26 protein-coding genes, 1 tRNA gene and 1 pseudogene are annotated in these 24,043 nt (G+C 51.9%); 8 read left to right on the top strand and 20 right to left on the bottom strand.

Translation table 11 applies throughout. The features are described 5' to 3' along the window. Window positions 1-554 precede the first annotated feature (554 nt). Complete coding sequence (locus ACR3E7_RS08535; protein ID WP_480502715.1) at window positions 555-1,454, top strand: hypothetical protein; 900 nt, start codon at window positions 555-557, stop codon at window positions 1,452-1,454. Window positions 1,455-1,629: 175 nt separating this feature from the next. On the opposite strand, the gene ACR3E7_RS08530 is transcribed toward ACR3E7_RS08535, so the two are convergent. The 3 genes from ACR3E7_RS08530 to ACR3E7_RS08520 are packed head-to-tail and all read right to left on the bottom strand — an operon-like array spanning window position 1,630 to window position 3,396. Then, the gene (locus tag ACR3E7_RS08530; RefSeq protein WP_331252127.1) at window positions 1,630-2,025 is read right to left on the bottom strand and encodes a 3-methyl-2-oxobutanoate hydroxymethyltransferase; all 396 of its coding nucleotides are present in this window, start codon (window positions 2,023-2,025) and stop codon (window positions 1,630-1,632) included. Next, entirely contained in the window at window positions 1,995-2,399 is a 405-nt protein-coding gene (locus ACR3E7_RS08525) for a hypothetical protein (protein WP_480502714.1), read from the bottom strand. Before ACR3E7_RS08525 ends, ACR3E7_RS08530 begins: the two co-directional genes overlap by 31 nt. A gap of 10 nt (window positions 2,400-2,409) precedes the next feature. Continuing rightward, window positions 2,410-3,396 (bottom strand): sterol desaturase family protein, encoded by a 987-nt coding sequence (locus ACR3E7_RS08520; RefSeq protein WP_480502713.1) that lies wholly within the window; start codon window positions 3,394-3,396, stop codon window positions 2,410-2,412. A gap of 101 nt (window positions 3,397-3,497) precedes the next feature. Between ACR3E7_RS08520 and ACR3E7_RS08515 the strand changes: the two genes are divergently transcribed. After that, entirely contained in the window at window positions 3,498-4,421 is a 924-nt protein-coding gene (locus ACR3E7_RS08515; RefSeq protein WP_480502712.1) for a LysR family transcriptional regulator, read from the top strand. A 264-nt stretch (window positions 4,422-4,685) separates the two neighbouring features. On the opposite strand, the gene ACR3E7_RS08510 is transcribed toward ACR3E7_RS08515, so the two are convergent. Next, a complete protein-coding gene (locus tag ACR3E7_RS08510) occupies window positions 4,686-4,904 on the bottom strand; it encodes a GDCCVxC domain-containing (seleno)protein (RefSeq protein WP_480502711.1) in 219 nt (72 codons plus the stop codon). Window positions 4,905-4,908: 4 nt separating this feature from the next. Beyond that, window positions 4,909-5,232: a hypothetical protein gene (locus ACR3E7_RS08505; protein WP_170499188.1), complete on the bottom strand. Its 324-nt coding sequence runs from the start codon at window positions 5,230-5,232 to the stop codon at window positions 4,909-4,911. Between the two features lie 98 nt (window positions 5,233-5,330). Here ACR3E7_RS08505 and ACR3E7_RS08500 point away from each other — a divergent pair, with 98 nt between their 5' ends. From ACR3E7_RS08500 to ACR3E7_RS08490, 3 genes are all read left to right on the top strand, one after another. Next, window positions 5,331-5,720, top strand: a complete 390-nt coding sequence (locus tag ACR3E7_RS08500) for a MerR family transcriptional regulator (RefSeq protein ID WP_170499190.1) — start codon at window positions 5,331-5,333, stop codon at window positions 5,718-5,720. Window positions 5,721-6,224: 504 nt separating this feature from the next. Further along, window positions 6,225-6,431 (top strand): cold-shock protein, encoded by a 207-nt coding sequence (locus tag ACR3E7_RS08495; RefSeq protein WP_170430361.1) that lies wholly within the window; start codon window positions 6,225-6,227, stop codon window positions 6,429-6,431. Window positions 6,432-6,503: 72 nt separating this feature from the next. After that, window positions 6,504-7,517 carry a fatty acid desaturase gene (locus ACR3E7_RS08490; RefSeq protein WP_480502710.1) on the top strand — a complete coding sequence of 338 codons (1,014 nt, stop codon included), beginning with the start codon at window positions 6,504-6,506 and terminating at the stop codon, window positions 7,515-7,517. Here the strand turns inward: ACR3E7_RS08490 and ACR3E7_RS08485 are convergent. The 10 genes from ACR3E7_RS08485 to ACR3E7_RS08440 form a co-directional block, all read right to left on the bottom strand. Then, window positions 7,509-7,757, bottom strand: coding sequence for a ParB N-terminal domain-containing protein (locus ACR3E7_RS08485; RefSeq protein WP_170353732.1), 249 nt, complete (start codon window positions 7,755-7,757; stop codon window positions 7,509-7,511). The genes ACR3E7_RS08490 and ACR3E7_RS08485 overlap by 9 nt on opposite strands. Window positions 7,758-7,831: 74 nt before the next feature. Beyond that, complete coding sequence (locus ACR3E7_RS08480; RefSeq protein ID WP_170717691.1) at window positions 7,832-8,521, bottom strand: hypothetical protein; 690 nt, start codon at window positions 8,519-8,521, stop codon at window positions 7,832-7,834. A gap of 1,639 nt (window positions 8,522-10,160) precedes the next feature. Beyond that, window positions 10,161-10,793: a tyrosine-type recombinase/integrase gene (locus tag ACR3E7_RS08475; protein WP_480502709.1), complete on the bottom strand. Its 633-nt coding sequence runs from the start codon at window positions 10,791-10,793 to the stop codon at window positions 10,161-10,163. Between the two features lie 556 nt (window positions 10,794-11,349). Then, window positions 11,350-11,922, bottom strand: a complete 573-nt coding sequence (locus tag ACR3E7_RS08470) for a hypothetical protein (RefSeq protein ID WP_170521931.1) — start codon at window positions 11,920-11,922, stop codon at window positions 11,350-11,352. 379 nt (window positions 11,923-12,301) lie between these two features. Then, window positions 12,302-13,423, bottom strand: a complete 1,122-nt coding sequence (locus tag ACR3E7_RS08465; RefSeq protein WP_480502708.1) for an alanine/ornithine racemase family PLP-dependent enzyme — start codon at window positions 13,421-13,423, stop codon at window positions 12,302-12,304. After that, on the bottom strand, window positions 13,420-14,619 hold the full coding sequence (locus ACR3E7_RS08460; RefSeq protein ID WP_480502707.1) for an N-acetyltransferase DgcN family protein: 1,200 nt from the start codon (window positions 14,617-14,619) through the stop codon (window positions 13,420-13,422). Before ACR3E7_RS08460 ends, ACR3E7_RS08465 begins: the two co-directional genes overlap by 4 nt. Before the next feature lie 92 nt (window positions 14,620-14,711). After that, a complete protein-coding gene (locus tag ACR3E7_RS08455) occupies window positions 14,712-15,566 on the bottom strand; it encodes a hypothetical protein (protein WP_480502706.1) in 855 nt (284 codons plus the stop codon). Then, a complete protein-coding gene (locus ACR3E7_RS08450) occupies window positions 15,556-15,909 on the bottom strand; it encodes a hypothetical protein (protein ID WP_170694906.1) in 354 nt (117 codons plus the stop codon). Before ACR3E7_RS08450 ends, ACR3E7_RS08455 begins: the two co-directional genes overlap by 11 nt. Window positions 15,910-15,912: 3 nt before the next feature. Continuing rightward, window positions 15,913-16,221, bottom strand: coding sequence for a hypothetical protein (locus ACR3E7_RS08445; protein ID WP_170336653.1), 309 nt, complete (start codon window positions 16,219-16,221; stop codon window positions 15,913-15,915). A gap of 445 nt (window positions 16,222-16,666) precedes the next feature. Continuing rightward, complete coding sequence (locus ACR3E7_RS08440; RefSeq protein WP_480502705.1) at window positions 16,667-17,419, bottom strand: Crp/Fnr family transcriptional regulator; 753 nt, start codon at window positions 17,417-17,419, stop codon at window positions 16,667-16,669. Window positions 17,420-17,554: 135 nt separating this feature from the next. Between ACR3E7_RS08440 and ACR3E7_RS08435 the strand changes: the two genes are divergently transcribed. After that, window positions 17,555-17,788 carry a hypothetical protein gene (locus tag ACR3E7_RS08435; protein WP_010442296.1) on the top strand — a complete coding sequence of 78 codons (234 nt, stop codon included), beginning with the start codon at window positions 17,555-17,557 and terminating at the stop codon, window positions 17,786-17,788. Window positions 17,789-18,412: 624 nt separating this feature from the next. On the opposite strand, the gene ACR3E7_RS08430 is transcribed toward ACR3E7_RS08435, so the two are convergent. The 3 genes and pseudogenes from ACR3E7_RS08430 to ACR3E7_RS08420 form a co-directional block, all read right to left on the bottom strand. Next, entirely contained in the window at window positions 18,413-18,919 is a 507-nt protein-coding gene (locus ACR3E7_RS08430; protein ID WP_480502894.1) for a zinc-binding dehydrogenase, read from the bottom strand. Window positions 18,920-19,057: 138 nt separating this feature from the next. Beyond that, window positions 19,058-19,366, bottom strand: a pseudogene (locus ACR3E7_RS08425) (alcohol dehydrogenase catalytic domain-containing protein); the annotation flags it as partial. 135 nt (window positions 19,367-19,501) lie between these two features. Further along, window positions 19,502-20,350, bottom strand: a complete 849-nt coding sequence (locus ACR3E7_RS08420; protein WP_170770091.1) for a TauD/TfdA dioxygenase family protein — start codon at window positions 20,348-20,350, stop codon at window positions 19,502-19,504. Between the two features lie 145 nt (window positions 20,351-20,495). On the opposite strand from ACR3E7_RS08420, the gene ACR3E7_RS08415 reads away from it, so the two are divergent. Continuing rightward, window positions 20,496-21,383: a LysR family transcriptional regulator gene (locus ACR3E7_RS08415; protein WP_480502893.1), complete on the top strand. Its 888-nt coding sequence runs from the start codon at window positions 20,496-20,498 to the stop codon at window positions 21,381-21,383. Between the two features lie 757 nt (window positions 21,384-22,140). Then, window positions 22,141-22,226: transfer RNA gene (locus ACR3E7_RS08410), tRNA-Leu, on the top strand. Between the two features lie 398 nt (window positions 22,227-22,624). Here the strand turns inward: ACR3E7_RS08410 and ACR3E7_RS08405 are convergent. Beyond that, complete coding sequence (locus ACR3E7_RS08405) at window positions 22,625-23,134, bottom strand: hypothetical protein (protein ID WP_170770097.1); 510 nt, start codon at window positions 23,132-23,134, stop codon at window positions 22,625-22,627. Continuing rightward, window positions 23,115-23,864: a helix-turn-helix transcriptional regulator gene (locus ACR3E7_RS08400; protein WP_237217234.1), complete on the bottom strand. Its 750-nt coding sequence runs from the start codon at window positions 23,862-23,864 to the stop codon at window positions 23,115-23,117. The genes ACR3E7_RS08405 and ACR3E7_RS08400 overlap by 20 nt, the downstream gene beginning before the upstream one ends. Window positions 23,865-24,043: the final 179 nt, after the last annotated feature.

Raw genomic sequence — 24,043 nt, 5'->3', positions numbered from 1 at the left:
CGAAAGACTAGCTCAGACTCCCTGGAGTTCTGCTTACACAATGCGACCACAGACTGCCGGATGGATCACTTGGTCAACCTGCGCGACTGTTTGCATTGGACGCTGCAGTACAGAAGGGAACTCGGGCTAAGGCCTGCCCTCGCCATCCCAATACTCTTGATCAGGCCTTTGATATCCAGCCCCTTGATAGCTGTCATAGCTGCACACCCTCACAACAATAATTACAAAGAGTGCTATGAGGATTGCCCTGGCAGTTGGGGTTTGGAGCAAGTACTTCATTATTCATTTTTAATTTTGCGAGAGTGAAATGGCAAAGAAGTCCTGCGCCCCTTCATTCAGACCGCCAGTAGAACCGAACTAGACGAACGCGAAATTACACTGCTGAACAACGCGCTGAAGGTTTGCGAGGTGGCTTGGATATCGCTTGTTAGGCAACACCTGCTGATGACGGTGTTAACGGCGGCTTCGTCCACTTAGCAGACTCTAAAGGACTTGATCTGTTCGACCAGGAATGACAATTCAATACGTAACCAGTCTCACGTGGAAAATGTCAAATGAAAAATCTTCTTCTAACGTGCTGCTTTGGATTTGTTTTTCTTGGGTTCACCTCGCTTCCGTCGGCTGCCCAGCCTCGGTTAGGCTGGGCGTATCAGGTTGATGGGCTTGCCGCGTTTCAAGGGGATGCGGATTTGAGTGACGGCGGCAAGTTCTCTGCAAGTCGAGCGTTTCTACGTGCTACCGCACTTTACAATCTAGAAGGCGGAAGCTCCGTTGGGCTTTCCACCAGTTTTGGCAAGCTGGACTATAAATTCAGCCAATCGAACAACCAGCCATGGGAAAACATACGTGACCTTCGCGTAGCTGTTCCTGTTCGGTTTCGTGTGGGGGATACAACAACGGTTTTTGTATCGCCACAGATCAGGTGGGACTACCAAAGCGGGGCCTCCTCATCTGACGGTAGAACCTACGGTGTTTTTGCAGGTATTGCATGGCAACTGAACGAGCGCCTAACGATAGGCCCAGCCTTTGGTGTGTTTTCTGAATTTGACGAAAGCGGTACTGATTTTTTTCCGGCTCTGCTTATCGACTGGGACATAAATGACCGCTGGAAATTGAACACCGGCTCTGGTGTCGGAGCAACGCAAGGTCCCGGTTTGTCGCTGAGCTACGCTCTAAATGAGGCTATCGACCTTTCGTTGACCGCACGCTCAGAGAGGATCCGTTTCAGGCTGGATGGGGATGGCCCCGCCCCGGATGGGGTGGGTGAAGATAAGAGTATTCCTGTGGTTCTTTCTCTTGGGTACAATCCGAATCCTGGAGTTTCATTGAGCGTATTTGCGGGAGCAGAATTTGATGGCCGCCTAACGTTAGATGATGCGAATGGAGTAGAAATCAGTCGGCAAAGCTATGACACTGCGCCGTTGGTTGGGCTGGCGTTTAGGGTCAGGTTCTAATCGCGGCATTGAGCCTGTTTGCCAGATGTGTGCGGAGGTTTTTTCGCGGCTGAGTTCATACTTCTGCTTTGTCCGCACGGCGGTCATTGATGCGCTGCTTAGCGAACGACTGCTCCGAGCCCAAACCAAAAAAATGTCGCGCGGCAAATGATTGGCCACTTTTAAAGATTCGAGTTTACGTCTCCCAGACTTTCGCGAGTGTATCTTCGTCGATGTTCACGATTTGGTTTGCATTAGGAAACCCTCCGTTCGTGACGTCCGCGAATTTTTCACGGTAGGCGGCGACACGTTCATCTTGTAGCCTGTCCCGCTCTCCGGCGAAGCTACGGTAGGTTTTGGCATGGCGCGGGATATAGCCGCGGTTTTCGCCCAACAAATTAGCCGAGAACAGATATTGCGCGTCGCATCCACCGCCTGACCGCAGCGAGACCGTCGGCATAGATGTGCGTTTGGTGATCTCGATTGCAAGACCTGCGGCCACGACCTCCATCTCTACGGCGAACGCACCGGCGTTCTCGAACTCCTGAACTTGCGTCCGGATCATCTTGGCTTGTTCCAGCGTCTTGCCCACCGCCTTGAACCCGCCCGTCCAAGCTGCCTTGGGCGGGCAAGACCCACGTTGCAAATGGCAGGAACACCGTGATGGGCAAGCGCCTCCACGACCCATGGGTTGTAGCCGCAATAGACAGATTGAGCGCCTGCCATCATTGCGGCCATGGCATCGCGCAACGCCTCTGTTACGTCTGCGGGTATGCCCCATGGTAGGCCAAACTGGAAATGCGTGTCGGGCACAGCTTTAGCAGAATGGCCCTGCTCTGGTACAAAGGCTGAGCCGATCATGTCTATACCCGCTTCGCGCGCCGCAATCGCTTCTTTTTCGCGGGCGACCTGCACGTAGTTGATTGTGCGTTTGCCTTTGGCCTCCAGCAAGTCCTTGACTGTCATGCCACCCAATTCATTTGGCCCCGTTGGTAAATTTCTTGCGCCGCTCGCGGATTTTCGCGTCAGATTCTACGGTGCCATCATGGAATGAACCGAACCACTTGTCCCAAGGCAATTCGAGCGAGCCATAGTTACACTCAAAATAACGATGGTGCATCTGGTGATGGAATGTTCCCAACTTCAAGCGGTTCTTGTCCTTGATCATCATGCCTTCAAAGCCCGTATGCGTCGTCGCAGCCGTCAGCGCGTAATATTGCAGGTGGAACAGAATGTGCAGCGGGTGTGCCGTAACAATAAGATGGATCAGCACCGACCCAAGAAAGATCAAATGTTCTACCGGATGCATCGCCATGCCCGACCAAGGCCCTACGTTGATGTTGCGATGGTGCAGTGCATGCACGTGTTTGTAGAAGAACGGGATGTGCAGGAAGCGGTGAATCCAATAGAAATAGAAACTTTCCCAAACGGGGATCAGCAGAAATAGAGCGATGAACCAGATGGGGTTCGCTGCCCATGTCAGCATCGGTGCATAACCGTTGGCCATCGCCCAGAACATCAGCACCTCATAGAACGTCCAAACTGTGACGCCACTGGCGATGGTCCAGAACATGTTGTCGCGGATTTGCCCGCCCAGCGTGAACTGTCGCCCGTTTTTCATCAGGGGACGCGGGTCGTATTTCAACTCCTGGCCCTGTTTGGTGAAGGTATAGAAATAGAGGTGAAGCCCTCCGGCGACGAGTGTCATCAATGCGACGTTACGGATGAACATCTCGGCAATCCAACCGAACGCCAGCGTTTGCGTTTCGGCTAAGGGGGGGTGGAACCAATAGAACGAAATGCAGGCAATCGCGACGACGATTAATCGTTCGGTGAGGAAGAACCAAGAGTTCCAGAACCATGCGACCATCGCCATTGGGCGCGGGGGCCAGCTAAAGAATGGCGACACTTGCAGCGGGACATTTGGCGTGTGGTTCCAGCCTTTGAGTGGTGCGCCAGACATCAATGGTCTCCTAGAAAAGCAGCGCATTTACGTTGGCACGATTTATTTCACCGGAAAAATAGTATTAAAAGACAAACATCATCATAAATTCAGAGATAAAGATGCCGCTAACCCTTAAGGCCATGGAATATTTCACAACCGCGCTGCGTCATGGCAACATTGCCAAAGCGGCGGCGGAACTGAACATTGCTGCCTCTGCAGTATCCAGCGCGATTGATCAGGTCGAGGCAGAATTTGATCTGACACTTGTGATCCGCCAACGCGCGCGTGGTATTCAGCCGAACGCAGCGGGACGCGACGTGGCGCGGAAATGCGAGCATTTGTTGGAAGACTACCGGTCACTTCTGATTGAGGGCGCGGAGTTGAAGCAATCGCATAGTGGAACGCTGAGGGTAGGCTACTATGCTCCCATCGCCCCAGCGTTTCTACCGCGGATTTTTGATACGTTCTTGTCTCACCGCACAGGTGTCACGCTCGAATTGCAAGAATGTAACAATGATGAAGTACAGGACGGGCTGCTCTATGGGACATACGATGCCATTTTGTTTGTCGCAGAGGGTGCAAGGCCCTCCATCGAATTTACCCCCCTCATCACAGCACCGCCGTACTGCTTGCTGCCACAGTCCCATCCATTGGCAGACCAAGATGCAGTCACGATGGCTCAGATTTCAAAGGAACCTTTGGTTGTGCTGAACCGCCCCTTGGCCGCTTCCTATTACAAAGGTCTGTTTCAATCCCGCACAAGGCAAGTGCCAATCGCGGCCTACGCGAACTCGACCGAAATGGTACGCAGTCTTGTGGCAGCGGGGAGGGGATGCGCAATCCTAAATATGCTGCCTTTAACGTCCGAGACGTATGTTGGTGCGCCTGTCGTCGCGCGCCCGATTTCAGATACTTTGCCGCCACTAACGCTGGCCCTCGGCTACGACAGTGCGCGTCCAAGACGAATCGTTCAAGAATTCGCTCAAGCTTGCCGAGATTACTTCTCTGAATCCGGGTCAACACAATGCGTTGTCTTGAGCTAGTCCTAGACAGGCGACCATTGGGGCGCAAGCAGCGAAATGACGTAGTGTCCGCAAAGCAGACTTTCATGCCCGACGCAGCGAACGACCGCTTCGAGTCCAACCTGTACCCTGGATTTTATTGCTGCATGCGCTTGTAGCAGTAACAACATTGCAACTGCCGAATATCTTGTGCGGCCAAGCAGCGGAAAGAACTGTCATTCATGCAAATAGCAGCGATGCTCGCGGCGGCAGTTCACAGTTTGCTCAACAAAGCCGTCCTTCACTTCATCCGCAACAGCTATCGCCTAGCTGAATTGGTGGACACGGGACCGTCGCATATGAACAGTAAACACAACAGTAGCCTTCCAACGGCTTCAAAACTGTTTTGCACGACTTGCATTCATAGAACCACTGGCAAGCATCCGTTGGCATTTGCTCGGTTTCGCTGTGGCCGCACTTCGGGCAAATCAGGGTGCTTTCTAGGACTACAGTTTGTTTTGTCATAGTCTCACATCTGCATGATCAGGTAATCGTTAATCCGTGCCTCGTTAAACACAACGACCCAAGCCACGCCGGTGATTAGAGTTGTTCCTGCAAGCCGCCATTTTAACGTCGGTAAGGAACCGCGCCGATAAGATACCAGCCACGATATCGCGACGAGTGCCGTTGAAATCGTCAGCACATAGTAACTCGCTGCCGCAACCTTCCCAAAGATTGCCAACCAACTGCCGCCCAGCCCCAGTAACATCATCATCATGGGCAAAACGCAGCAAGTCGCGACGCCAAGCGCTGATAGCGATCCCAAATAGCTGAGGCTAAGATACTTCTGCATTCTGTTTCCCTGATGGACTACGTCGCGCGGAGTTGTAGAGACAACAACCTCTCGTATAACTTCTGTAGCCACTACAGGATCAAGACAGGAAATCTCACATGTTTGCGATTGGGGAGGCATCCCGGCAAAGCGGTGTCGGAATTGAAACTATCCGCTACTACGAACGCGAAGGGATCGTGCCGAAACCAGAAAGGGCATCGAATAATCGACGCATGTACTCTGCGCACGATGTGGGACGGCTTTGTTTTCTAAGGAAGTGCCGAGACTTGGGTTTTGCGCTTGCCGATGCAAAGGTGCTTCTCAACCTGTCCGAAGGTGATAGCGAGGATTGCCAATCCGTTAAGGAACTGGCCGAGCTTCATATCTCCAATGTGCGTATGAAGATAATCGAACTTAAGCGATTGGAGGCCGCCCTGAATGAACTTACGGCCAACTGTAACATCGGTAACGTTTCTTGCCCGATGCTTACGCAGATACGGACCTACTAATGGCACTTTGAGGCTCGCAGTCGCCCTATGCCAACGCAGCATGACCCAAGATTCGGGCCGCGCAGAATCTACCGTTCGTTAGAGAGGTCAACTCGTTGATTTAGTAATGTTTCAATCAATCAACGAACATTTGTGCCTGGCCACGGTGTTCTTGAAGCACGCGGCGATTTCGGACAGTGAGCCCTACCTGCCGTGCCTGAGCAATCAGTTTGCTGCATACGCATTCGGCAGGTTTTATCAGAAGCCGACCTCTGATTTCCGAAACGCAGAGCAATGCGTTCTGCTTATCTTTGTCCCAAATTGGGCTAGGCAGACTCAGATCTTCTGTTGCTTTCCATTGTATCAAGGCTTGTATCGTGTGTACTCAAAGTCCATATACACAAGGCTTACGTTTTTCTTTTTCGACCTGCTGTCTCCCAAACTCGGCGTTCAGTCTTTCGATTCAGACCGACCACGCCGAGTCGCCGCAATAATGCGGGCGGCAAGTATTAGGAGACTTCGACCATGGCAAATGGCACAGTAAAATGGTTCAACTCGACCAAAGGTTTTGGCTTTATCGAGCCTGAAGATGGTAAGCGCGATGTGTTCGTGCATATCTCAGCACTTGAACGTTCCGGCATCAGCGAATTGAAAGACGGCCAGAAGGTCACTTTTGACGTCGAAGCTGGCCGTGACGGACGCGACAGCGCCGCCAATCTGGCACTGGCCTGACCTTTTACGGGCACCCTTATGGGGTGCCCGTTTGCACAATGGGCTGCTAAAAGCCCTTGGAGAAAAAGTCAGTTGCAACCTAAAGACTGGACGCGGGTGCTCGCGCAATACCGTGTTGCCGATGCAAAGCGCAGTATTTATGAAATTGCGATCACCGTTGTCCCCTTATTCGCGCTATGGGCTCTAGCGTGGATGGCTTTATATTTTAGTGTCTGGATCGCATTTTTACTGGCCGTCCTGAATGCCGCATTTCTGGTCCGTATCTTCATCATTATGCATGATTGCGGTCATGGATCTTTCTTTAGAAGTCGCACTGTTTGCAATTGGACCGGCCGGGTTCTGGGTGTTCTTGCCCTGACACCCTATGACGTTTGGCGGCAAAGCCATGCGATTCACCATGCCTCAACCGGTAACCTTGATCGGCGTGGTATGGGTGACATCCCTACATTGACCATTGAGGAATACCTGAAACGGAATTGGTTCGGGCGTGCCGCGTATCGTCTGACCCGGAACCCCGTCTTCCTGTTCGGTGTTGCGCCGATCTATACGTTCTTTATTCAATACCGCTTACCTGTTGGCTTCATGCGGTCGGGCTGGCTGTATTGGGCAAGTGCGATGGGAACAAACGCCGCAATTGCAGGGTTCTTGGCTCTGATTTTATGGGCCGGAGGCTTTGAGGTGGTGGCGTGTGTTTTCCTGCCAACCGTGATTGTCGCATCATCGATTGGTATTTGGCTTTTCTACATTCAACACCAGTTCGAACACACGACCTGGGACCGGGAAGAGGGCTGGAACCTTCAGAACGCCGCGTTCTATGGTAGTTCTCACTATGCCTTGCCTGGCATCTTGCGGTGGTTCTCTGGCAACATTGGTGTGCACCATGTTCACCACCTCGCCAGCCGCATACCGTTCTATCGGCTAAACGAAGTTTTGCGTGACCATTCTGAGTTGGAAAACTGCCAGCGTATTACTCTATATCAGAGCCTTCATTGTGCGCGATTGCATCTTTGGGATGAAAAAAGTCAGCGCCTGATGACCTTTTCAGAGGCTTTGTCAAACGCCAATCCCAAAAAGAGCTTAGTGTAGTCTGGCGCGGACCAAATAGGCTTCAATAGTATCACCGCCGAGGGCGCGGATAGCCTCTAGTCGGTGAAGACCTTCAATCAGCACGAACCTTTTGTTGTCAGCGCGTATCTGGATCGGGGTCTTCTGGCCATTCTTCAGGATATCTTCGGCCAGCGTCAGAACTTTTTGTTGATCAAGCGTTTTCGCCCGTTTCACAGGTACATAGATCAGGTCGAGCGGATATGGTCTTTTCTCCAACATAAGCTACGTGAGCAACCTTTCGTGCATTTGTTCCGGTTCGAAGTTCGCTACAGGAGCTGGGGCTGTAACGTACGTCATAGAACCGAACGAACAGCGTCGCGCAGTTCCTGATGCATAATCCAAGTTGCTGGCTCGTCGTCACTTTCGATGTGAGAAAATGCCAGGACCTGAGCGGCGCCATCATTCTGTACCGATCCGCCTTCGGGAAGTTCGAGCTCTAGATACTCCGCAATCAATAGACCGATTTTCTTAAAGACCTTGATTGAGGCCTCGCGCGATTTGTAACCGGCCGCCTGAGACAAGTGACCAATGGTCAGACCGTCCTTGCCTGCGATTGTAAGTGCTTTGAGCAATGTGACCTGCGCGGCGGTGAGCCTGATCTGGCGTAATGCCTCTGCATATTCTCTTTCACTAGGAACGAAGGTGCCGGAGTTTCCCTCCAAACGGCGTTGACCGCTACGCTTTCTGTCTCGTTCTTCGAGAATTTCTTTTAAGGCCTCAATGGCCAATGCTGGTGTTTCTCCAACTGCGTCGGCAATCATTGCCTGCGTTTTAGCCGGCGGCTTGGGAAATGCCCGTGCAACACTATTGCCGCTCAGAACGCCAGCCTTAATCAAGTACTTTCCAAATTCTTCCTCAATCACTCCTGATACGTCAGCGTTCCGCGACTTACGAACACTGCGGTCCTGAAACGCTCTTTGTTCCAGACCATGAGCTGACATCTTTGAACTGGGAAGAGTTACTTGAGGGGCATTTTTACGCATCAGAGAAACACCGCCACAATTATGGCCGCAACAAGCACCGCCGACGCCACAGATATTTTAATCCCGTAGGACCGGCGACGCGCCTTTTCAGCCTTGAGGCTTTTACCCAAGTTTTCGTTAATCGAGTTATGGTTCACGGCTTGGTCCTTCCGGATATGTCGGTCGATATTGATTTCCACCAACCTATTGTCGCGGCACATTTTCGGTGCACGTATCGTTCTGTCGTGTGAATGGCCGTTTGCATTCCCAACCATCACCTCTTCGATTTAAGTGAGCATTTGAAGGGACAAGGATCGCAACGCACCTGTCCCGGTTTGCGCGAAAACCACGTTCGCATTTCCATCCGGAATAGGTTTCAGGTGCAAGGTATGCATGCAGTGGAACGGCCACAGGCTCACAGCCGCTCTCAGCTGCCCTGTAGCCTCTGAGGCATACCCACCCATCCGAGCTTCTTTTGTCGCTCAGACGACCGTTTTTTGGAACTTCTATTGCAACACAATCCTGGTTCTCCTTACGAAATCCCCAGTTGCAGTGTAATTCCTGCACGCCAAACCGGGTTTCGACGTACCCATTTTGAGGTGAAATCACCTCTTCACATTCGTCCTCGACGCGCTGGAACAGCCGGTTGCACTCCCATCGGTCTCCGGTTGATGCAAGATAGGCGTTTTCAGGAACTCTTATCTCCTCGCAGAGTTCTCCGACAATCTGAAAACCATGATTGCATTCCCAGCCGCTGCCAAAGGAGCTACCCGTCAAATATGCGTTTTCCGGTAAGTCTATTCTTTGGCACGATCCGTTCTTGTTTTCGAAACCTTGGTCACAAACCGATCCATCGGCATTGCCTGCGACTTGGGCAGGAAGCTGCGTCCCTGAGAACAACACCAAGAGTGTCGGGATCAAACAAAGAATGCAGCGCGCAAACAGGATGAATGACTGATTGAAACGGAGCCTGAGACCTGATCTATCGGGCATCAAGCACGCAATTTATGAGCCATGTGTTGTTCATACGGCGCTTTCTTTCATGGGTCACGCGATGGCTGGCGCATGTCAGGTGACAGTTGCGAATGCATGTGAGGAACGAGCTCATAGCGAAGACCCCAGCGAAACCCGTTCCTATGCTGGGGCATATGCTACAGTTATTCTGAAGGCCATTGGATCATCGAAGCCGGCAGCATCGCGGCGACGAGTAACTTTCACCAATGCACTTTTGTGGTCCTTAGCCAGAATAGAGTCAAGGAAGTTTCCCTTGTCGCAATGCAAGTACCGCCAGGGCAGGTAGTTTTTGAAACTGCCGGTGACCAAGATCCTTGGTGAACTACCGAAAGAAATTGTCTGGCCTGAGTGCGGCGAAAGAGGAGTATGTGATCAAGGCTTCCCCGTAACTAGGAATGACTGGCTTGATGACATTGGCTGCAACGCAGCGATTTTCGCGCCGCTTCTGCACAAGTGCTCGCGGCGTGATCAAATGGCCGCTCGGTCCCGCACCCTGTAAATTGCGCCTGAGCCGAGAAAACTGTGCTGCGAGCGTACGCAACAAGATTTTGACACTTCCGCTCAGGGCACGCTACGTCCCACTCCTGCTTAAAAGAACTAGAACCACTATGGATTGGCGACCGACAGCGCCGCTCGCCAAACTGTCTCAGATGTCTATGCGCTCTGCAATGCTTAGCGCGTCTTCCAATTCAACGCCCAGGTATCGCACGGTGCTATCGACCTTTGTGAGCCCAAGCAGAAGTTGGACCGCGCGGAGATTTCCTGTCTTGCGGTAGATCTCAGCTACTTTGGTTCGGCGAAGCGAATGCGTGCCATATCCGCTCGGTTCCAATCCGATTCCGGTCACCCAGTCTCGAACCAGCCTGCCATACTGGCGCGTCGAGATGTGTGGTCGATCATGGAATCGGCTGGGAAACATGAACCGGCTAGCAAACATTTCCGGTGATTTTACCCATACCAATACAGTTTCTCGCGTGTTTTCCGTCAGTTCGAATTGAACAGATCGCTTGGTTTTGCTCTGGATCACCGAAACACGCTCACGGACGCGATCGTCTTTGACAAGATCGGTCACAGCGAGTTTGACCAGATCGCAGCCGCGTAGCTTGCTATCAATCGCGACGTTGAACATTGTGAGATCACGCAGATTTCCAGAAAGTTCGAGCCGGGCACGGATCGCCCAGACCTGTTTTGGGAGTAGCGGTCGTTTCTGACCGATGATCCGCCCCTTGTTCCAAGCTCTGGGTTTTGGGGTGACTGCAGGTAGTTGGACTCTTGGCATTTTTTGCACTCCGATCCACCCTCCGCACCCAAGCAACAGCACCGCGCTGACCACCGAATAGTACAAGCGGCGTGAATGCCTGCTGTCCGATTATGAATACTGGCATGGTTTAGTGTGTGCATTAGGCGGCTTGAGCCCATATCACTACACATAAGAACGGTTCGAGTCCAAACCGCGCGTACGCTTCGTCTTCAGCACCGATTACCGATCGGGTTCCACGTTAAAAGGCCCGGGTCAGCACTAATAAGATAAAATGAGACATGATCAGAAAAGCTGGAAAGACCGGCGTCAGGTTATCAGCGACGCCGAGCTAACCCAGGGCTTACTGATACGCCATTTCGCCACGCGCTCAACCCCTTGCAGCGTCGACAAATCCGCTCTCCGAACCCTTCGCTCCAGAATGGCGTTCTGCAACGAAGACACGGGCGTTCTTGCGGCACGTCATTGTGGGCGCGAGCCATGATCGTATCTGCGTCGTTGTCGAAGTCTTCCATCAGTTCTTAGCCTCGATTTCTGTTTTGGTTTATACAGCGACTGGAAAAGAAAGTTCCGAGCCCTAAGCCTTGAGATTGAAGGAGCTGCCTGGTTCAGACTGTCCGATGGGACGGCCTGTAATCCGAGGGGTTTTAATAGGACGAACTGGCATTCCTTCGTTCTCAGCAGCTTGGACAGCGAAAGCATACCGAGAACCGCTTGCGCATCCTCGTGGTATGGCTCGTTGATCTGATGATCCGTCGTCTGCCTCAGAAATGAGCGACTCCGAGTAGAGGTGCCGAAGTTGAGTCTCAGACACACCGTCAGCTTCCATGATCAGTTGCACCATCGGATCGGCCAAGAGTTGGTCGAGCAGGAATTGCGACAACTCCTTCGCAGACAATTTATCCCTTGCGCGGGCTCTCTCCAAATCAGTAAGAGAAACGGTCAACGTTCGCGCCAGACCGGGGTGAGATTTCCGTGGAAGCAGAAAGATTAGCACTGATGCTTTCCAGGCTTCTGGATCCAAATAATCTGGTGGTGCGGAAAGCTCAGTTTCTATGTCGTATTCGCCCGCCGGGAGTAATTCGTCAAAGCCAGGGAAAGTAAACGGCCTGGAAAAGACTGCGATTGTCTTGCTGATTAGTTGGTTCATTTGGGTAGTTCTCCTTTGCTGATACCGCTCGCTCGGAGATGTAAACAAGAACAAGCCACCCGCTCCCGGCAGGGTATTATCAGTTTTGAGGTTTAGGCTTTGATTTTTCGGGGACGGCGTCCTGCCCTTTCGAAGTCACTTCTTTTTTTGACGCGTCCGCATCGTTTTCCTTCAGTGCGGCAGCCGCTCTGGTCGTAAGGTCTTTGAAAGGCATCATTTTGATCCTTTGATTGTCCGCAACACTCACGAGCCCAGATAGGGTGTGAAAAGTGAATGCGGGTACCACCAATATAGGTATTGGTGGCCCAATTTACTACGTAAAGCCGTAGAATAAGACGGGTGGATGAAGCAGAACCGAGGCGGCGGCAACCCTGGCGCGCTACTTTCGCTTCGAATATGGGCGATCAGTGTTCGCTGCGGTGCAGTCAACCAATGCGCCATCACCATGGAAGACTTTTGCTACATCGGGTGCAGCCATGCCGCGCGAGAGCGCGCTATAGTTCAATTTCAGCTTCACCTCGCCACCAGGGCGAAGCAGACAATCAGTGGTTTCAACAATGATATGATCGCTGGTGGCTCCGACGAACGTGACGCCCGCAGGGAATACAAGACCCGCCGCATCGGTGTCCTGGAGTCCGATCGCAAGGATCGACCGAGTATTCGAAGGACCGTCTAAAGTCACACACTGCATTGAAGGTATAGGGTAGTTCATTCGCACGGGATTTGGGTTTGATTTGGCTTTCGTTTCGATCACTTCCGCCCAAAGAGTGAAAGCATCTGTATAAAGCCCGCCGATCGCGTGCCCGGATACAGGATCGGTACCCAACAGGATAGCCTCACCCAGACGCAGGTTGTTGATCTTTCCGGTCGCCCCCTTGCCAAGCGCCCATGGTAAACTGGCAGAACCGCCGCCTGACACTGTTTCCAGAGCGGGTCCACTTGCAAGTTCGGTATCGACGGCAAGCGACGAAAGCAATGCCATTGCTTCTGCAGAGGGTGCCACATGACCCAGACAGGCAAAATTTGCGCCAATCCCCTTCAGAGAAATACCTTCCATTCTAAGAATTTGAAACACAGTGCTTTCAAGGTGTTCAGGCGGGATTCCTTCCCGCATATCCCCCATTTCCACCATCAGGATAATGTTGTGAGTAATGTTCTTTCCCAGCGCACTCATGGCCAGGCTTGCGATAATGTCCATCTCTGTGTTGAAGCTTACATCGCAGTAATCAACAACTTGCGCGACCTGGCTCAGCATGGGTGTTCGGATCAAGGATATGGAGCACGAGATTCCAGCATCGCGCATACGCATGATATTGCTGATCCGCGCGTCCGCCAGCCCTGTCGCGCCGCCTTCAAGCATAGCATTCGCAATCTCAGGGTGACCGCACACGGCTTTTGTCACGCCTGTAACCGTAATTCCACGGGGTCTAAGGCGATCGACAAGGAACCGTGTGTTGTAAAGAATTTTGCTCAGATCAATGTCGATACGCAGCTTGCTCATTCAATCGTCGTTACAGGTACGTGCTGCAAACGCGGAAAGGCAGAAAGAACCATGTTCACCAAGTTTGATGAAGGACGGTTCAGAGCGTCAGTGACCGGGAGGTACAATTTGCAGTTATAATCTGTGATGGCCTTTGAAATCTCAACATCATTCATTCCTTCATGGTTGATCGTCATGCCAATTACCTCTGTGTTCGCAAAAGCCTCGATCAGGGTGATTTCATCGCAAGGGTCGGGCATAGTCATGTTGGGGAAATCACATCGACGTTTTCGTTTAGGCGCGTGTTGAAGAATAACTGCATGTGGCTGACTGCCTCGCAGAATGAATGCTGATGTGCAAAAGGCCGGATGGCTTAGCGCCCCCTGGCCCTCGATCACTATGACATCCGGGTGTTCATCTTCAGATGCTGCAACAACAGCGCGCTCAAGCTCGCCACAGCAAAATTGCGGCGGCACCGAATCCATCGCGACACCATACTTGGCGCCCTGCATCAATCCTGTCTGGCCGGTACCGACCAAAACTGTTTTGATCCCATGCGCGTTAAGGGAACATGTCAGGATTGTCGCGGTTGTACGCTTTCCAATTGCACAATCGGTGCCGAACACCGCGATGCGGATCGCCTGGACGTCTCCAATACTGCCATCTAACAGGCGCAGGTCGGGATTGGGCCGCGGCTTGCGAATGTCGCGTATCGTGACATCGTGAATTTTGGCAAATCCGGCGAGCTCTTTATCATCACTAAGAAATTCATGCAGTCCACTCACGATGTTCATTCCGAGCGTTATCGCATCCACAACAACTTCGCGATCCTCAAGGGACATTCTGCCGCTGGCCGGCGCCATTCCGTAAATAAAAGTGTCGGGGATCGTAGCTTCATTAGCGACGGCGGCATCAAGATCATCGAAGATGGGAACCTGATTTGCGAAATTATCAAGCACTTTGCCACTGTCACAACCGCCATACGTGCTGTCGATCACCGAAAGAACGCGATAGGCCTGTGAATGTCGAACCAGACCATTAGCCGTCTTGCCATCGATCTTTGCGAAGTTTCCTTCGCAATACACAATTGCAGTCGGTGTATCTGTCACGAGTGTCTTGCGGTGAAGCTCTGGAAAAACTGCTTGTTCAGGCGCCAGCTTTTGCGCATCGCTGGCAATGAACTGCTTGGCATCCGACACAATGGGTACGGGTTTCATATTTGTTCCTTTTTAGAGTGTGAAACGCGCGTCCTTGGTAAGGACGGGCAAAAATTGTGAAGTTTGGGAAAGTGGGCTTTCTGTCTGAATTCTCACTGGTTCAGAACACACAGCCCTTCTGATCGATGATAGTTTTTGTGGCATTGCCACCCATTGCCGGATCGGTCGATATGGGCATTTGCCGGTAGCTCGATTGCATTGCAGCGATCACCGGACGCCTCGTAGCCACGTTCGCATTTCCATCCAACTCCATGGATCGCGTCATCGTAGAAAGCATTTTCAGGCACAAACACGGCATCGCACCGTCCGTCGCGCTCAAAATACCCACGCTCGCACGTCCAGGGACGCCCGCTGGTTGATGCGTTCAGAAAAGCGTTTTCCGGCACCGCTACTGCCACGCATGCTTCTCCGTCTTTTTCGTAGCCACGGTTGCAACGCCATGCAGATCCATAAGTGCTATTCGTTAGGTAAGCATTATCCGGCACCACGATTTTCTGGCAGCTATCGTCTACTCTTGTGTATCCACGCAGGCACCGCCACCTCTCACCTGATGGATCGAGATATCCACCCTCAGGCACAATCACTTCAGTGCATGAGGTGCCGCCAACTTCAACAAAGCCATGCATACATGCCCACCCTGAGCCATAGGTTCTGTTTGTGGGGTAGGCATTTCCCGGCACGACAATGGCCACGCATTCTTCGCCTTTCAACCGATAGGACAAATCGCATTCCCAACCGTCGCCATACTTTTTGGGATGCGCGTTATCCGGGATCGAATTTGTTTCGGCCGATGCGGGACTTGATGAGATAAAGGAGCCCGCCAAACCGCTGAAGACGACAACAAACAACGCAGCCATTAAGTGAGCGCAAAACCGGTACTGATTTTTTCGATTTGCCCTGATGCAAACGGCGTTGTCCGAATGTTGAGTGATTGAGTTACGATCCATCCAGGTTCAGCCCCTCGATACAGGCCTGCGCCAGGTCTTTGTTAGGAGTTTGGGATCCCGGCACCGTTGCCCAGCCAGCCGCCATGACGGCATCCTTCTGCTTGAAAGAAGAAGCCTCTTTGATCGTCGTTATTTTTTCGGCGCGTTGAGTGTCAGTTCTCGCCATGTCGACGCAGATCGGAACCAACGCAGCGATTACATTATCGCGGGACATGGCGTTGGCCATCTTGTCCGCGCTACCGCCGGTCATCCATCCACCCCATGAAAATCCAACGACGCCTACGAAAACCCCGCCGATCAGAGCACCGTAGATTCCGGGTTTAAGCCATTCGGGCGTGTTCATAATCTATTCCTCCTGCGGGGAAAGCGCCGCATCGCTGTCATTGTTAGATGTGGCCAAGGTCTGGTCGTGCTTAAGCGCCAGTTCAAAATCTTCTGGGTCAATTGGGCGCATTTCCGTGCGGCCTGGCTTGCTGCCTTTGCCCTGAACTGTCAGGTAGGTTCCGGTTCTGCGATATGCTTCGAAACTCAGGCCCTGTAGTAGTTCTTCTTCAACAACTACTTCATACTCGCCTGCAGGAAGTTCATCCGGGTAGCCGGACAAAGAGAACGGATTTGAAAACGTCACCAAAGAACTGGACGATCTCGTGCTCACCTTGGTCCTCCATATAGTTTGTTGGATCTTCCCCGCGCAGTCTGCCGCGGTACACGCTCGTAAGCGCTGCGGTAGTACTGGCGTTGTAATTTAGAATAATGTGCAAATGGCAGACGCGCGCTGATCGATGTTAGTCTTCGACCAATGACCTGAGATTTTATTGGAATTTCAAATGCATTTGGTGCCCGAGGATCAGGTACTGTAAAAAATTGACTAACCTGCGTCAGTGCAACGATGTTTGGATTCCGGCAACGTGATGTATGTTGGCGGGATATTTGCTGGCGTGTTCTTAACGAGTAATTGAGAAGCGCAGGAAATCCAGTACCGCAATCGGACTGTATTTATCTTGCGCTTCTTTTTCAGTGAAATCCCAAATCTGCCGAAGCGAATTCCGTCTCTAACAGGCAACGATCATCAAAATCCCGGCATCGCTGTAGGGGTGAACTTATTGCTTCAACAGTTGCCCGGCCTGATCCAGATAAGTGGGGTCAAAACCGGCCAACGTCACCAGTCCTTCATAATCATCAAATACCACTTGCCCGGATTGAAAAGTAACCAACCCCTTCTCCCGCAGTTGCCGTAGGACACGATTAACATGCACGGCACTCAGTCCCAGCGCATCGGCAAGGTGGTATTGTGTCAGGGGGCAAGTGTATCCCGTCTTGTTTGCCATCCCGACCTGAGTCAGCCTCACACCAAGTTCCAAAAGAAAATGCGCCATGCGCTCACCCGCATCGCGCCGTCCTATGTTGACCAGGTGCTCAACCACCATCGCTTCATCTCGGGAGACCGCCCAAAGAATTGCTGTCGCCAGCCGGGGCGTCTGCGCAAATGCTTCCAGGAGATCATCCACTACTACTTCAATGGCTTGGATTTCCATGATTGGTTCTATGCTGTGATCCGAGGTGTGCAGCAGAACGCTTCGCAAGCCCAGAAAGTCACCCGGTATTTGGAAATCGACGATCTGACGCGACCCGTCAGTCTGGGTTTTGTAGGAACAAACCCAGCCCGAGGCCAGAATGTAGGCAGCCTGCTCTGATTGCCCTTGATGCACAAGGTCACGTCCGGCTTCAAAGGTTCTGCGACGCTTGTGCAGGCGTGCCAATGCCGCAAGTTCAACCTCAGTCAGAGCGACGAAGTTTGAAAGCTTTCGGGTGAGTGGACTGTTTTTGATAGTGCGCAAGTGTTCTTCCTTCATCGATGAGCAGCCCGCGAAACTATCCGACGCCAAGACTGCTTTCGATCAGTTAAGTATACAGCAATCTATGCCAGTATGATGCAATTCATTGTGGCGCTTCCTTGCTTGGACGCCTGTTAAAAAAGGACGTCTACCATGGCTGACCGGCAAGACCACTCAGGAATGGCCGCACTCTCAATTTGTGAAGCGCTTTTGCTTGCAATTAAAGATCGTGAGCTTCTGCCCGAACATGAAATTGTGGGAGTTCTGCATGACGCAGCTGCTGTCCACGAAACAGCGGTCGGCAATAACGATGAAAAGGACATGCACCAGGCCGCCGCTGTTCTGATAAACAAGATCATTGCTTCCGGCTATCGCGTTCGGCAGTAACGTTAATTTCCTGTCAGAAAAACAAGAATACGCTCGTCAAAAAAGCATAACAACAAATAGAAGCACTATTGGTGCTTCGTTCCCGATCAATTCAAACACGAAGCAAGAACCAAAGATCCAATCTCTGCAATATCTCAACTTAATGAAAAATTCCACGACCGCGAATTACTCCCTCTTCCCCGCCACCTGCATGAGCCACAACGAGAATTTTCTTACTGGCTGAAGGCCCGCATGGCCTGTCCTGCTGCACTGCCTGCGACAACGCAAACGTTGGCTTTGTTCGGCGTCTAAGTTGCTGATCCTATGTGCCTCGAAACTACAGTTTGATAGTATCGCATCATCATAGCTTTGAATGACCGGTCTGGCGACAACAGCTGCAACGCAGCGATGAATGTGCTGCGACAGCAAATCAATGCCGCGTCAGCAATTGCCGCAATCGCACAAGTCCGGTTTGTCCGCACAGCGGACGCTCACTGAATTCTGCTGAACGTCTGCACCGAGCCCAAAGCAGGCGCTCATTGCATTACCCTGAACAGCCAGTTTGCGTGAGTATCTGAATTTGCGAAGGGGCGCACGATGACAGAGAGAATGACTGAATAAATACCTATCAGGCGTTTGCGCTGATCACGGCTGAAACCTTGTGATAACAGCGGTTCCTGGGGAAGTTGGTCCATTCATTGCGCGAAGTTCATTGCTGGCCTCTTCCAATCGGACCTCTCTGGCGACCATTGGCTGGATATCTACTTCGCCACGCTCGATCATTCCTAGAAGGCGTGGGTATTTCCACGAAGGCATACCACGAGTGCCGAAAAACGAGAGTTGTTTGGAATAGATTGCACGCATGTTTACCTGCATCTGGCCGTCGCCCGAAGGCATACCAATTTGCACGTGTCGACCAAGGATGGCGAGACACTCTAAGGATGCGTTCGTCGTTGTCTCTATCCCCAGCGCTTCTATGGAAACCTGTGCTCCTCCATCCGTGATATCTAGGATCGCTGCTGCGGCGTCTTCTTTGCTGGCATTTACTGTAGCGTCTGCGCCGTTAAGCTTTGCATGCTCAAGTTTCTCATCAACCACATCCACTACGACAACTCGGCATCCAAGCATTTTTGCCAATAGAAGAACGGACAAGCCAATACCTCCTGTACCGTGGACAGCCACCCATTCACCAGCTGCGACATCTGCACGGTCTGTCAAAGCATGCCACGCAGTGGTTACACGACACCCGAGCCCTGCCGCCAAGGAAGGAGAGAGCGTTTCTGGCAAGTGAACCAAGTTATGGTCAAACGGCACAGCGACATATTCTGCGTAGGCACCTGGCGTTCCAAATCCTGGAACGATTTGGTTAGCACAAGTGTTTGATACGCCTGTTTGACAAGCGTTGCAGCTGCCGCAACCCAAGATGAATGGCGCTATGAGGCGGTCACCAACACTGTGCTTCGCTTGAGGCCCTGCCTCTACCACAGTTCCACAATATTCGTGCCCTAAGATGGAGCCATTTTGAACTTTGGGGTGCGCGCCAGACCATCCATGGTAATCCGAGCGGCATACTCCACAGGCTGCGACCTCCAGGACCACTCCATTGTCTGGGCAGGTTGGATCCGGGACCGTCTCAATCGAAAGATCTTCACAAAACTTTCTTACGACTGCAGCTCGCACTTATCGCTCCTAAAGATTCGGTTTCTTTGATCCAGCAATTCGGTTCGGTCGAGTCTAGACAGGCCTATCGCCTTTCACGGTCACACGTCGCCCTTTTCTCTCAGCGGGCCAATAGTCCCAGATCGCACGATGCATACAGCACCGGTTGTCCCAAAAGGCCATGTCGTTAAGTGACCACCTGAACCGGATTTGATAGTTGATCTGTTCCGCATGCTCGAAAAGCATGTTGAGGATCGCGTCGCTTTCCTTTTCCGACAAGCCCAAAATCTTTGTTGTAAATGTTCGATTCACAAACAGCGACTTTCGGCCCGTTTCCGGATGGGTCCTGACGATCGGATGAACTGCTTCGGGACAGTCAATTTCGCTGTCTTTTTGCCCCCGGTCGCTATAGCGGCCTTTGTAGATATGCTCGGAACTATGAAGTGCAGATAACCCGTTGATCATATCTTTTATCGGTTCTGAAAGATCATCGTAGGCCGCATACATATCACTGAACATGGTATCCCCGCCACAGGGTGGTGCAATATGGATTTGCAGCATAGTTCCAAGGGGCGGTGTCTCATCGCAAGAGACGTCAGAGTGCCAGAACTCACCGTTTGCTACCTTGGAATTCTTAGTTGCATGTATTTCGAAAATCTCCGGATACCCGTCCATCGTTGGGGCTGCGGGGTGTGCGTGAAGCGGCCCAAAGCGTTTCCCAAATTCAATGTGCTGCGCAGGTGGTATTTCCTTCTGCTCTTTGAAGAACAGCACCTGGTAGGTGTGAAAAGCGTCGCAGATCTCTGCAAACTGGTCGTCAGGCACAGGCCTGCTTAGGTCGACTCCGTAGATCTCAGCCCCGAGGTTTGGAGCGAAGGGTTTGGCGACGATGGAAGTATAGGCGTTGGATTTGGGAGCAACCATAAGCATCTCTGGGTTTGGTTTCATAAGGCGTGCTGTGTGCATGGTACACATCAACAAAAATGAACAAAAACGAAAAATCTTTGACTAATAAGTGAAAAAATTTTCACATAATGAACACGGTTTTAGCGCTAGCGAGGTTATCGGAATGAGCATTCGGGCACTGCGAACTCTAATCGCAGTTCATCGACATGGTAGCTTCCGTGCCGCGTCTGAGGCGGAGCATCTAACCCCGTCGGCGGTCAGTCACCAGATGCGGAATCTGGAGGTCGCGTTGGGGCTCGAATTATTTGACCGATCATCCAAGTCGCCCAAACTTACTCATACCGGGCTAACGTTCGTCGGAGAGGCTGCTGCGGTGGTGGCCGCATATGACGGTTTGGCGGAAAGGGTGAAGTCGAACAACGAACTCTCTGGTGAAATAACTTTGGGGGCCGTTCCAACGACCCTGACTGGATTAGTGCCAACTGCGTTGGCGAGGCTAAAGTCCGCGCATCCGGACATCCTTGTACGGATTGTTCCAGGTTTGACCAATCAGCTTTTGCTACAGTTGGACCGCGGGCAGATTCAAGCGGCGATCATTTCCCGACCAGATGTTCTGCCAAACACATTGGATTTCTCAGAAATTGTATCTGAAAAATTGGTCCTGCTTGTCTCGGAAAACACCCCGGATTTACCTTCGAGAGAATTGCTTGTTGCGTCACCGTTTATTCGCTTTACGCGTGATGCGGTTGTAGGAAGGCAAATCGAGACTTGGCTGCAAAGAAAGGGCATTGAAGTCAAAGACGCGATGGAGCTTGAGAGTCTTGAAGCAATCTCAAGTATGGTGGCCGCTGAACTTGGCGTGTCAATCATACCAGACAACCGTTTAACGACATACGACCATCTGCGGCTCAAAAGGATCCCCCTTGAACAGAAGGGACCAGAACGCATTGTTGGCTTAGTAAGTATGACGGCATCGCCTCACACCAAAATGATCGACGCAGTTACAGCGGCGCTGTTGGAAGCAGCAGATAGTCAACGGGTTTGTCTGTGAGTTGGCACTCCAGTAGGTATCCACAAGATGTTTTCGACCAATTGAACTAAGAAAACTGGGAGTCAAAACTGGGCTTGGGTCAGTCATTAGTATGCAGCGTGGAGAAAAACGGATTCGAGCCCATATCGAATACTCATCCGATGTCGTTTTTCCAGACCAGATTTGGGAAGGTGAGTGTGGTCGTCATAACGCCTGCCGTGCTGGCACTAGCGAATTCCTTTAGTTTGTCTGTGAGGAACAGTGAGATAAAGAAACCCGCCATGCTGGCCACGCCGATACCGATGATGCCTGGAAAGTTCGTGTCACCAGCGTCGGGCACGCCTACCATGTGGTATTGAATGTAGCGTGTCAGGAAGACGGCGATTACTCCCAGAAAGAACGCCCCGACGAAGGCTCCGGGATAGGCGAGGCGTTGCCAGATTGTATTTGTGCGAAGTTGGGGTGCCAGGCTGGCGGCCTCTTGGCGCGATGTTCGATGCCAGCGATCCAGTCTGGAAAGGACTTTTGTTCTGCACTCGTAACTTGCCCGAAAATCGAAAATGATATCCCTTAGGGGTGGTCCCCGTCCTAGAGATTGGCAATTTATGTGCAATCCTTGCGTGCGAATTTTAACCAGCCTTTGACGATTGGCAACGATCGCTCCGGTTGTCGGCCCTCCGTGAATCAGAATTCAAGTGGTTGTCGTTGAAACGGATTGTGTTTGCAGCGTTATCCGCTTAGTGATTTCCTCAGCCCAATTGGGAGCGGAATACGCCGTGCGGGCGTGATGGAATGGTAGACATATCAGACTTAAAATCTGAAGGGCTTATGCCCGTGTGGGTTCGAGTCCCACCGCCCGCACCAGGTATTTCACAGCCGATGTTGTTTGGCGTGCAACCCGTTCCAGAGTCGTTGATTTTGGTAGAATCGCTACGCGGTGTCAGTTGCCCGTGACGGCGTGCCTGTTCACTGCTTACACAACCTCTACGCAACAAAGCCATTCAAGGCTTCTGTTCTCAGTCTCAAGTTAGGCGCGCACTGGGGGGCTAGATAAAAAGGAAGCCGACAAGCAGCCCGGTTGCGACCCATATCAAAGTGGTAGAAGTTGTCAGAACATAGTTGAACATCGAAAGACCCTGATCGGGTAGCAAGATAATGTCGCAGTTAAAGCGACACTCGCCACTATAGATCAAGTCAGGTGAACGTGAAGGAAATGGCCTGTTTATGTTCTGTTAAACCTGACCACCCGCACCACGTCGCCTTTAGACCGGAAAGCCTAACCTTGTGATCAACTGCCAGATATCGCGGTTGGCGTCCGAGAGTTTTTTCACTACGCCTTCAATCTCTGTCAGCGCTGCGGCGTCAACGGTGTCTTCGCGTCCCAGCTTGATGTCGGTTTTCCGGTCTGAAATCCGCATAAGAATCGTCTTGGGATTTCCACTGTCAGGGTCGAAGGAATAGATGCAGTGATTGTACTTGTTGCGAATGCCCGAAAGTTTCGACAAGCGCTGGGTGTGCTCCAGAATCGCATCCCTCAGATCGGGGGGGCGACCGTCCATCTTTGCCAGCCGTTCCACCAGATCAATGCGTGCACGGGTGGTGTTGAGGGTCAGAAAAATGATGACCGCGACATCCTTGTTGGTTCCGCTCAGCCCGGCGATCAGGTGGATCAGCAGGCTTTCTGTATTGGTCCACATATAGTTCAGCTTGCCGACCAAAAGGATAAGACGGTCAAAGCGGGTTTCGAAATCCTCAGTCGCTGGCAAGTTCATGGGCTTCGTCCGGGGCGACTTCGAAAAAGAACTGTGCGGCGGCGGTTCTGTTGCTGACGCCGATCTTTCCGGCGACATTGTGCATGTGCAACTTCACCGTGTGTTCGGTTATACCAAGATTGGCCGCGATGATCTTGTTACTGTGCCCTTTTGATACCTGTTGCAGGACCTGCTTTTCCCTCCGGGTCAGTTTGGAATAAAGCGGGTGCGGCTCAGGCGCGGCAGGCGTAGAGCCTGCGTGCTGCTTGGGTGGGCTTTGCAAGTTGGAGACGCTGTCTGCTAGAAAGCCGGGCAGGTATAGTTCCTCATGCAGCAACAATCGAAGGATCGCGCGCCAGACATCGGGACCGACATTCATTGGCAGAAAACCGATATCTCCATGGCGAGTCCGGTCCCATTGCTCAAACAGAAAGCGGGCGGATTCCTCTTTTCGATACGCGTATGCCAAGCTGCCGCTGCCCACGCAATCGCGATAGTGTCTGGGACGGGCCAGAAGATCTTCCAGAATCATCTGATCGACGATCACGATCCTACCGGGGCCGGTGGTAGGGTCGCCATATGTCGGCAGGGCTGAGATTGAATCGTAGCGGTGTGTGGTGACACCAAACTCTGTTTCAACACCCGTTAAGGTCTGGTCCGAGTAGAAAAGCTCTTTACCAATAAAATTTACCGAGAATTCGTCAAAACCAAATTGGTTTTGCGCAGCATTTTCCCGAAACGGAATGCTCATCATTCCCCCCTTGTCAAAACCTGCACCGCTAAGCGGCGAAATAGCAAACTGGCACTTCGAATAATATTAACCGAACATTAACGCACTTTCGGTGCAGGCTATAGGGAAAAGTGCAAATTTCCTGGTTGCACGGTCGTTAACGCGCAAACAGTTCTAGAACTTAAGTTTAGGATCAGGGG

Source organism: Ruegeria sp. BK1, assembly GCF_056535645.1.
The sequence above is the reverse complement of the archived record's forward strand: the minus strand, read 5'-3'. Positions and strand labels throughout refer to the sequence as shown.